Source organism: Tangfeifania sp., assembly GCF_055108615.1.
Window position 1 is genome coordinate 1 of the sequence record NZ_JBSQIC010000121.1, and the last position, 7,961, is coordinate 7,961.

Sequence of the window (7,961 nt, forward strand, 5' to 3'; positions counted from 1 at the left end):
ATATTAATTCATATTCTCTCCCCGGCGAAGCCATTTCTGAAAATGATTTTAAAAGCTGGATTGAATATGCTGAAGAGTCTCCGACAACGGATCTTTACCTGGCAAAAGAAAGATGGGAAAATCAAAAAAATCACTATTCTTGGGATTATTTACAGTAGTCGCAGAAGATCCAGGATTAAAAGGCTCCGCTCAACAAAATAGAATTTTTGAGTTTTTTGAAAAATATATTGCTATTTGCCGGTCTAAAATGATCATTACAAAAGAAAATCAACCCAAAAAATCTTTCCTACCTTTGCACGAAACAACAAACAAATGAATCCAAAAATTATTGAAATAATCTCCCGGCAACTTGGAATTCGTGAAAAACAGGTTACCAACACCATTGAATTATTGAACGAAGGAGCCACGGTCCCATTCATTTCCCGCTACCGGAAAGAACGCACCGGCAGCCTCGATGAAATGCAGGTTTTGCAAATAAAGGAGCAAAACGAAAAGTTCACGGAACTGGAAAAACGCAAAGAAACTGTTCTAAAAACCATTGAAGAGCAGAAACAGTTAACACCTGAGCTGAAAACGCGGATTGAAAACTGTTATGATCCGGTGGAGTTGGAAGATATTTACCTTCCTTATAAACCCAAACGCCGCACAAAAGCTACCATCGCCCGTGAACGCGGACTGGAGCCGCTGGCAAAAATTGTGATGAAGCAGTTTGAAGGTGACCCGGAATCACGTGCGCAATCGTTCTTAAATGAAGACGTTCAAACACCGGAAGATGCGCTGGCCGGGGCACGCGACATTATTGCCGAGTGGGTGAGCGAAAACGAGAAAGCACGAAACATTGTGCGGCGGGCCTTTGAAAAAGAAGCTGTTATCACCTCAAAAGTGGTGAAAGGAAAAGAGGAAGAAGCCACCAAATACCGCGATTATTTCGACTGGAGCGAACCGTTGAAAAAATGCCCGTCGCACCGGCTGTTGGCCATGCGGCGCGGTGAGAAAGAAGGTTTCCTGCGCGTTTCAGTAAAACCCGACGAAACCCGTCCGCTGGAAAACCTCACCCGCTTTTTTGTGAAGGGAGAAAACGAAAGTTCAAAGCATGTGGAAATGGCGGTGAAAGACAGCTACAAACGATTAATTGAACCTTCCATTGAAACTGAGTTTTCGCAGCTCTCCAAAGAAAAAGCCGACGAGGATGCCATTGGTGTTTTTGCAGAAAACCTGCGCCAGTTATTGCTGGCACCGCCACTCGGACAAAAACGGACACTTGCTATCGATCCGGGATACCGCACCGGCTGCAAGGTGGTTTGCTTAGATGAGCAGGGCAACCTGCTGCACAACGAAAATATTTATCCACACAAGCCGCAGGAAGAGAAAAAGCTGGCTGCCAAGAAAATCACAACGATGGTAGAAATGTACCAGATTGAAGCGATTGCCATTGGCAACGGCACTGCCGGTCGCGAGACCGAAGCATTTATAAAACGGCTGCGCTACAACCGCGACATCCGCGTATATGTGGTGAACGAAGGCGGCGCTTCGGTGTATTCAGCCTCGTCAGTGGCTCGGAAGGAATTTCCGCAGTACGACGTGACCGTGCGTGGCGCTGTTTCCATCGGGCGGCGGCTGATGGACCCGCTGGCCGAGCTGGTAAAAATCGACCCGAAAAGCATTGGCGTAGGGCAATACCAGCACGATGTGGATCAGAAAAAGCTGAAAAACAGCCTCGACTCGGTGGTTGAACTGAGCGTGAATGCAGTGGGTGTGAACCTGAATACTGCCAGTCAGCACCTGTTGAATTACATCTCGGGACTGGGCCCGCAACTGGCGCAAAACATTGTAGGTTTCCGGAAAGAAAACGGGTTGTTCGAATCGCGCGAAGAACTAAAAAAAGTGCCCCGTATGGGACCCAAAGCTTATGAACAGGCTGCTGGATTCCTTCGGATTCCCGATGGCAAAAATCCGTTGGACAATTCAGCGGTTCACCCCGAATCGTATCCGATTGTTAAAAAAATGGCGGTAGATTTGAAATGCAACATCAGCGATTTAATTCAGAATGAAGAGCTGGTAGCCCAAATCGATCTTCAAAAATATGTAACCGATGAAACCGGGCTGCCCACACTGAACGACATCAAAAATGAACTGCTCAAACCCGGTCGCGACCCGCGGAAACCAATAAAAGTTTTTGAATTTGCCGACGGTATTTTCTCCATCGAAGATTTACGCGAGGGAATGGAACTGCCGGGAATTGTGAATAACATCACCAAATTTGGCGCTTTTGTGGATGTGGGCGTGAAACAGTCGGGACTGGTACATATTTCGGAAATGGCCGACCGGTTTGTTTCCGACCCGAATGAAATTGTTAAACTGCACCAGCATGTAAAAGTGCGGGTGAAAGAGTTGGATGTGGCGCGTAAACGGATTCAGCTTTCGCTGAAGGGGGTTTAGCAGTAATAATATTTATGTTTGGCGACTTAAATTTAAGTCGCCAAACATTTACAGATAATAAAATTCAACTGGAATAATTCTCATTTATTTTTCAACCGTTACTTTTTCGTAATACTTTTGCCCTTTGTGGGTTAAAACGATGTAGTAGATTCCTCGATTCCAACCAGTGGTTTGTACTTTGAGCTGCTTTTCAATTTTTTCGGCTTTGTATTTTTTTGAAAATCCTGAATCATAAATCTCAAGCAATGTTGATTCATCCACGGTTTTTAAATCGAATGTTTCTTCGAATTCAATTTTAAATTCTGAAGTAGCAGGATTTGGATAAACTGAAAAATAGGAACATGCTCCCCCCTGGCTGAAATTTTGTGTGATAACCAGGTGATCTGTGCCGCAACAGGTAGTTGCCTCAACTTCAACTGTTCCAAAAGGCGAACTGTTGGTGTTGATCCGGATATAGTTACTGGTTTGCTCATACTTGGTCCAGCCTGAAGGAATTGTCCACTGGTAATTCGACGTTGAGCAATCGGAAGAGTTTTCACAATAAATATAATAAGTTGAATTTGGACAAAGCAGCCAAATTCCGCTTACCCTAACTGGCGTGGGTGCGTTCGACGGCACTACATTAATATCAATTTCGCTATCGGCCGGGCCGTTAATGGCAAAGTTTTTTGTGTACTGCGCGGAGCCACAGCCATCGGAAATAGTAAAAGTGATGGAGCATTCATCACCTGAGTATTGCGATTTGGGATAAATAGTTGCCGAAGTACCTGAGCCACTGGTTGGCGAATTAAACAGCGAGGGATGTGAAAAACTCCATGAGGCTGAAAAACCTGAGAGTAGGTTATTTAAGTTAAAAGTGCCACCTGAAGAACATACCAGGTCGGAGCCTGAAACAAAGGATGCATCAACTTCTTCATAATTTTCATCCAAAAAAATAGAAGAAGGTTCGGCATCGTTAAAATCCATCTCACAGGGGCCGGGGCAGCCGGTTGGCTTCGAGCCGATTCCCCAGTTATAAAAACCGTCCCCATCATTATCGGTATAACTTCTACTTGAGAAAACAGAACTGCATCCTGTGCCGGAACAGGAAATTGTGTTACCATTTTCTTCATAATTTACCTTGTAAAACTTTACATCAAATTCCGGGTTAAAAACATTAATAAATTTAAAAGCAGTTGAAGGATTTCCCGGCCAACTGTCTTTTATGTGCCATTGTCCTGAACCGTTCCATCCTATAATTAAAACAGAGTGGGTATTATCATTTATATCCCCGTGCAACTCATATCCAACATTCATCAACCTAACTGCGATTGGCCCGTAATCGATGATAACTTTTTTTAAATTTTCATTTGAACTTATTTGGACTTCTTAGTATCCGGGAATATTTACCTCTAAATCAGGATTGGCACACATGCTTGAGCAATCGGTATAGAAAGGTGTATAATTGGGATAAGAAAAACAACTTTCGTTAATTATTCCGGTAGTATCTGCATACAACAAAGCTTCTCTTGCAGAGGCAGCTGCATCAAACCTTCCGTAACCAGAACACCATGAATAAATCTCCCTTTCTGCAAGGTTTATCCCATTATTTAAATGATGAAAAGGTTTGTTATAGTAAATGTGACTTAGTGCCTCCACGGCTCCTACAGCCGCAAAAATACCACAGGGGCCCTGTTCACCTTGATCTTTGGCTGGGGAAATGTAATTTTGGGTTGGGTTATCACCATTATACCATGAGAATGATATCGGTTGGGAGTAGGAAGTAATGGAAATTGCAAAAAAGAGTAATGTAAGTTTTAATATCATTGGTGTCGTTTTTTAGATTAGTTTTTGATACACCTTATTGAGAATCCGGCATTTTTCAATTTTAGCATTCTGTCAATACAACCACCATTAACAAGCGTCCTGCTAAATGCGAATTTATCATCAAATTCAGAACTCGTCCAGAATGTTGTATTGATATTTATTGATTGGAAATGAAACTCATTTTTCGAATAATTAATATATCTTTCTCCTCCCGGTAAAGCTGTAAATCCAGTTTCATTTGTCCTTGTAAGTGATTGATCCCAATGAATATCATTTACTGACACAAGTTTGCCCCAAACATTTTTTTCTACTCCCCTACATGCAAGTATGTCAAGTTCTCTTTCCTCCATCCCGAGGTAACGTTCGAGTTCCATCCATTCCTCATCAGATGGGAGGTGCCAGCCTTCAGGGCACACATCCATGGCGGTTTCCCAGTCGTACAGGGCGCCATAGGTATTTAGCATGGAGCCATAAGAGCCTTCGTCGTCATAACCGTACACCCAAATTCCGCATTGGGAGTCGGGTGCGCAAACGTAGGGCACATAGGCCAGGTTTTCGGCCATCCAAATCTGGTCGCCAATTTTTATCCATTTGTACTCGCGGCCGTCACGCTCATCGGTAAAGATACCGGAGTTGGCTTCAAACGGGTCTTTTTGGCAGGCTGCAAAAAGCAGCATTAAAGCTAGTAGTGTTAAAATTGGTGTTTTCATTTTTGAAAATTTTAAGTTCATAAGCGTTTAATTTTTATTTTTTTAAGCTGCGGTTCTCTGTAGGAGTCCTTCGGACTTTTGGATGCAATCCTGAAAGTTTAATTTATTACAGGTAAAAATTCTATCTTTTCACAATAAGTTTTCCGGTTAATATTTCATCTTTATATTTTACACGCACCGTATAAACCCCTTCTGTCCATCCGGCGGTTTGGATGGTTGTGCTTTTGCCTTTCAACTTGATTTTCTTTGTTTTTAATGCCTGCATGGGGCTGTAGATTTCCACGTCCCATTCGGCGTTGTCGTCAAATGGCCCTTCACCAACCTGAGCAGATTTTAATGTTTCCGCCCCGGATTCAATAGTTAATGTTGTTTCACCGGTGGTAGGGTTTGGCGAAATCAGTAGACTTCTGGAATCATAAACATATAAACTTGTACCATAGTATGGACCGAAATTTAGATCCGAGCAAGTGTTTAAAGCTTGTACGATTAACTGATATGAGCCCGAATTATAAAAAGCAATATCAACGTCATCCCCATAGTCATATACTGAATTCCCATTTAACGGATTGAGTATCCAGTTATAATCTGTAGGAGAAGAAAAGTCGCTTTCCGGTATTGCATGATATGTTGCCCACTGGCCGTTAGGCGTATTCATAGGGCCAGTAATATTACTAATCCGGGGAGCGCCTACCCATACCGTTTTTGATATTGTATATGGTGTACCGTCAACAGTGAACGATGCAGTTATCGTACCGGAATTGGCAGTAGAAGAACTTGCTGCCCTCACCGTTACTGATGTACCTGTATTTCCGTTGGGGTAAGCTACATTTGCCCCTCCCCATGTAATGGTAGTATTGGGTACATTTTGTATAGAAGCAGTATAATTTGAGTAACATATAAGGTCGGGACTGGAGATGGAACCGTAGTTAATGGTTATCGTTGCTGACTTATATGGTGAATAAATCTCACATATATCGTTATAAGCTCTAACTTGCACAGTTGCTGACTCGTCAGTGTAAAGGGTTACCGATGTACCACTTCTTGAGATTGTCCCCTTATTTGTAATCCATTCATAACTTGTTGCACCAAATGTTTCAGGTATTGTAAGATTATAACCATTGGAGGAATGAGTAAATGTTTGATTAGATAAGTCTGGAGTTGCAACTCCAGAAGATTGTGCCGGGTAAAGACTAAAAATCGCTCCTTCATATTGATTGTATGGACCTAAATCTCCAGGAGGATCAAACCCTCCTAAAGAATAAGGTCCATCATAAGATCCACCCCAACCCCAATTACAGATAAATTGATCATTATCATTATATCCATGAATTACCCATCCATGACCATGCGTCAATGTAAGATTTGAACCTCTGTAATAAATAGGCCTTCCCCAATTCAGTTCATTTTTTAAATCGCTTTTCCAAGTACTCAAATGACTTATTCTCCATTTGATATCTGCATTTGTACTCATTCCCCAAAAATCTTCAAATCCATCTAATGCTTTATGTATTGAGGAAGAAGAACTATCTGTATTATATTCCGTTAAACAAGAAACTCCGGCATGATAAACAAGCAATTGATTATCAGGCTCAGCTATTGTGTTATGCATACCTTGCCAGTCATAGGTTGTAGAGCCAAAATTAGCAGAGCCTCCATAATATCCAGAGCCTCCGTAAGTGACTGAACCTGTAGGATTAACCCGGCATTCCCAGTAACGCAGGATTTGTGCCATGGCTATTGCGGTGCAACCAGCAGGACAATTTTCTGGACATGAATCATTAAAACTAGAATATTGATCCCATTTAGTATCAAAAACTAACTCTACATCAGTAGCGGACTTAAGTTGATATCCGCTAAAGTATTCTTCCCAAAGTTGCTTAATTTTTTTTGTAGGCTTCTTCTTTTCTTTCTTTAATTTGTTTATCTCATATTTATATTTTTCAATAAGATAGAGTAATCCAGGTGGCATTAGGGAAGGGTCGTATACACCTTTTGAACAATAACCTAAACTTGGGGGTGCTGCATAATTCCCGGAAACAATTGAAAACCCGGATTTTTCATATGGAACAATATAAAGTAATGTATCATTTTTATCTTCATTGCCTAAGGGAATTATAGCTTTAAGTTTTGTTGTCTTTCCGTTATTATTTCTCCTAAAAATTTCTTTTGCTATTTGTTCAGCATCATTTCTTCTTACCTTTTGAGCGGAGGTAATACCTGTAAAAAAGACGAGTGTAAAAAGGATTAGTATTATTTTTTTCATGATTTTTTATTTTATTTTTTCAAAGTATTTATCAATTTCTCCATTTCTGACAATTTCTTTTATTTCTAAACTGTCTCTAATATAGAATCGCTTAACTTCTGTTCGGTTTCTATAAAAAACTATATATGGATCTTTATCTAAAATATATTTATGCAATGTATCATTAGGTACATAAGCACCCAGACCTGATCCGTGATTTAGCATTTCTCTTTTTAAATATTCTTTATGTGTCATATTCAAAAAAACATCATAGCGTTCGTCAGCCTCTCCGTCTAAAATATAACCGTTATCGAGTCTATACCTTTGAGTGTAAACTGTATCGTTATTCTTGAACTCAATAAAATGATATGAATTAGATCGGCTATTCCAGAACTTATTAGAACGATAAATCTGGTCTCCTATCATTCCAATGTCAACCAGATTAAAGTAATTACCGTTGGTTTTATAGATAGAAACACCGGGATACTGATCTTCAGATCCTAAGAGATCGCACCCATTCCCTATAAGGAGAATTAAAAAACATACGTATAATTTTAATAGTATCTTTTTCATAAGTATTTGTAAAAAAATTGTAATATAAAGTTGAGAATTCATGAAGTTTTTTCCCCATGCTGGAGTACAAATAAGAGCTACTTCTAGTGCCTTTGGTTGGCATCTTTCCCGGCGTGAATCCACCTTGTGGTTTTCCGGGGAAAGTGGATTATGGGCCGTGTTTCATCATACTATTGGTTTTAAAAGTTAGT

General features: G+C 40.7%; 7 protein-coding genes. 2 read left to right on the forward strand and 5 right to left on the reverse strand.

What is annotated here, in order from left to right:
- Positions 1–139 precede the first annotated feature (139 nt).
- Entirely contained in the window at positions 140–316 is a 177-nt protein-coding gene (locus ACTCNA_RS16870; RefSeq protein WP_462949111.1) for a hypothetical protein, read from the forward strand.
- The gene (locus ACTCNA_RS16875; RefSeq protein ID WP_462949112.1) at positions 313–2,439 is read left to right on the forward strand and encodes a Tex family protein; all 2,127 of its coding nucleotides are present in this window, start codon (positions 313–315) and stop codon (positions 2,437–2,439) included. Before ACTCNA_RS16870 ends, ACTCNA_RS16875 begins: the two co-directional genes overlap by 4 nt.
- A gap of 84 nt (positions 2,440–2,523) precedes the next feature.
- On the opposite strand, the gene ACTCNA_RS16880 is transcribed toward ACTCNA_RS16875, so the two are convergent.
- The 5 genes from ACTCNA_RS16880 to ACTCNA_RS16900 form a co-directional block, all read right to left on the reverse strand.
- A complete protein-coding gene (locus ACTCNA_RS16880; protein ID WP_462949113.1) occupies positions 2,524–3,735 on the reverse strand; it encodes a T9SS type A sorting domain-containing protein in 1,212 nt (403 codons plus the stop codon).
- A gap of 72 nt (positions 3,736–3,807) precedes the next feature.
- The gene (locus ACTCNA_RS16885) at positions 3,808–4,245 is read right to left on the reverse strand and encodes a C1 family peptidase (protein WP_462949114.1); all 438 of its coding nucleotides are present in this window, start codon (positions 4,243–4,245) and stop codon (positions 3,808–3,810) included.
- A gap of 17 nt (positions 4,246–4,262) precedes the next feature.
- Positions 4,263–4,955 carry a fibrobacter succinogenes major paralogous domain-containing protein gene (locus ACTCNA_RS16890; protein WP_462949115.1) on the reverse strand — a complete coding sequence of 231 codons (693 nt, stop codon included), beginning with the start codon at positions 4,953–4,955 and terminating at the stop codon, positions 4,263–4,265.
- Positions 4,956–5,076: 121 nt separating this feature from the next.
- Positions 5,077–7,218 (reverse strand): thiol protease/hemagglutinin PrtT, encoded by a 2,142-nt coding sequence (locus tag ACTCNA_RS16895; protein WP_462949116.1) that lies wholly within the window; start codon positions 7,216–7,218, stop codon positions 5,077–5,079.
- A 6-nt stretch (positions 7,219–7,224) separates the two neighbouring features.
- Positions 7,225–7,893: a hypothetical protein gene (locus ACTCNA_RS16900; protein WP_462949117.1), complete on the reverse strand. Its 669-nt coding sequence runs from the start codon at positions 7,891–7,893 to the stop codon at positions 7,225–7,227.
- Positions 7,894–7,961 lie beyond the last annotated feature (68 nt).

What these genes read in the sequence shown, in the direction of transcription:
- ACTCNA_RS16875 (WP_462949112.1), top strand. Translation starts at nt 313, where the DNA reads ATGAATCCAAAAATTATTGAAATAATCTCCCGGCAACTTGGAATTCGT.
- ACTCNA_RS16880 (WP_462949113.1), bottom strand. Translation starts at nt 3,735, where the DNA reads ATGAATGTTGGATATGAGTTGCACGGGGATATAAATGATAATACCCAC.
- ACTCNA_RS16885 (WP_462949114.1), bottom strand. Translation starts at nt 4,245, where the DNA reads ATGATATTAAAACTTACATTACTCTTTTTTGCAATTTCCATTACTTCC.
- ACTCNA_RS16890 (WP_462949115.1), bottom strand. Translation starts at nt 4,955, where the DNA reads ATGAAAACACCAATTTTAACACTACTAGCTTTAATGCTGCTTTTTGCA.
- ACTCNA_RS16895 (WP_462949116.1), bottom strand. Translation starts at nt 7,218, where the DNA reads ATGAAAAAAATAATACTAATCCTTTTTACACTCGTCTTTTTTACAGGT.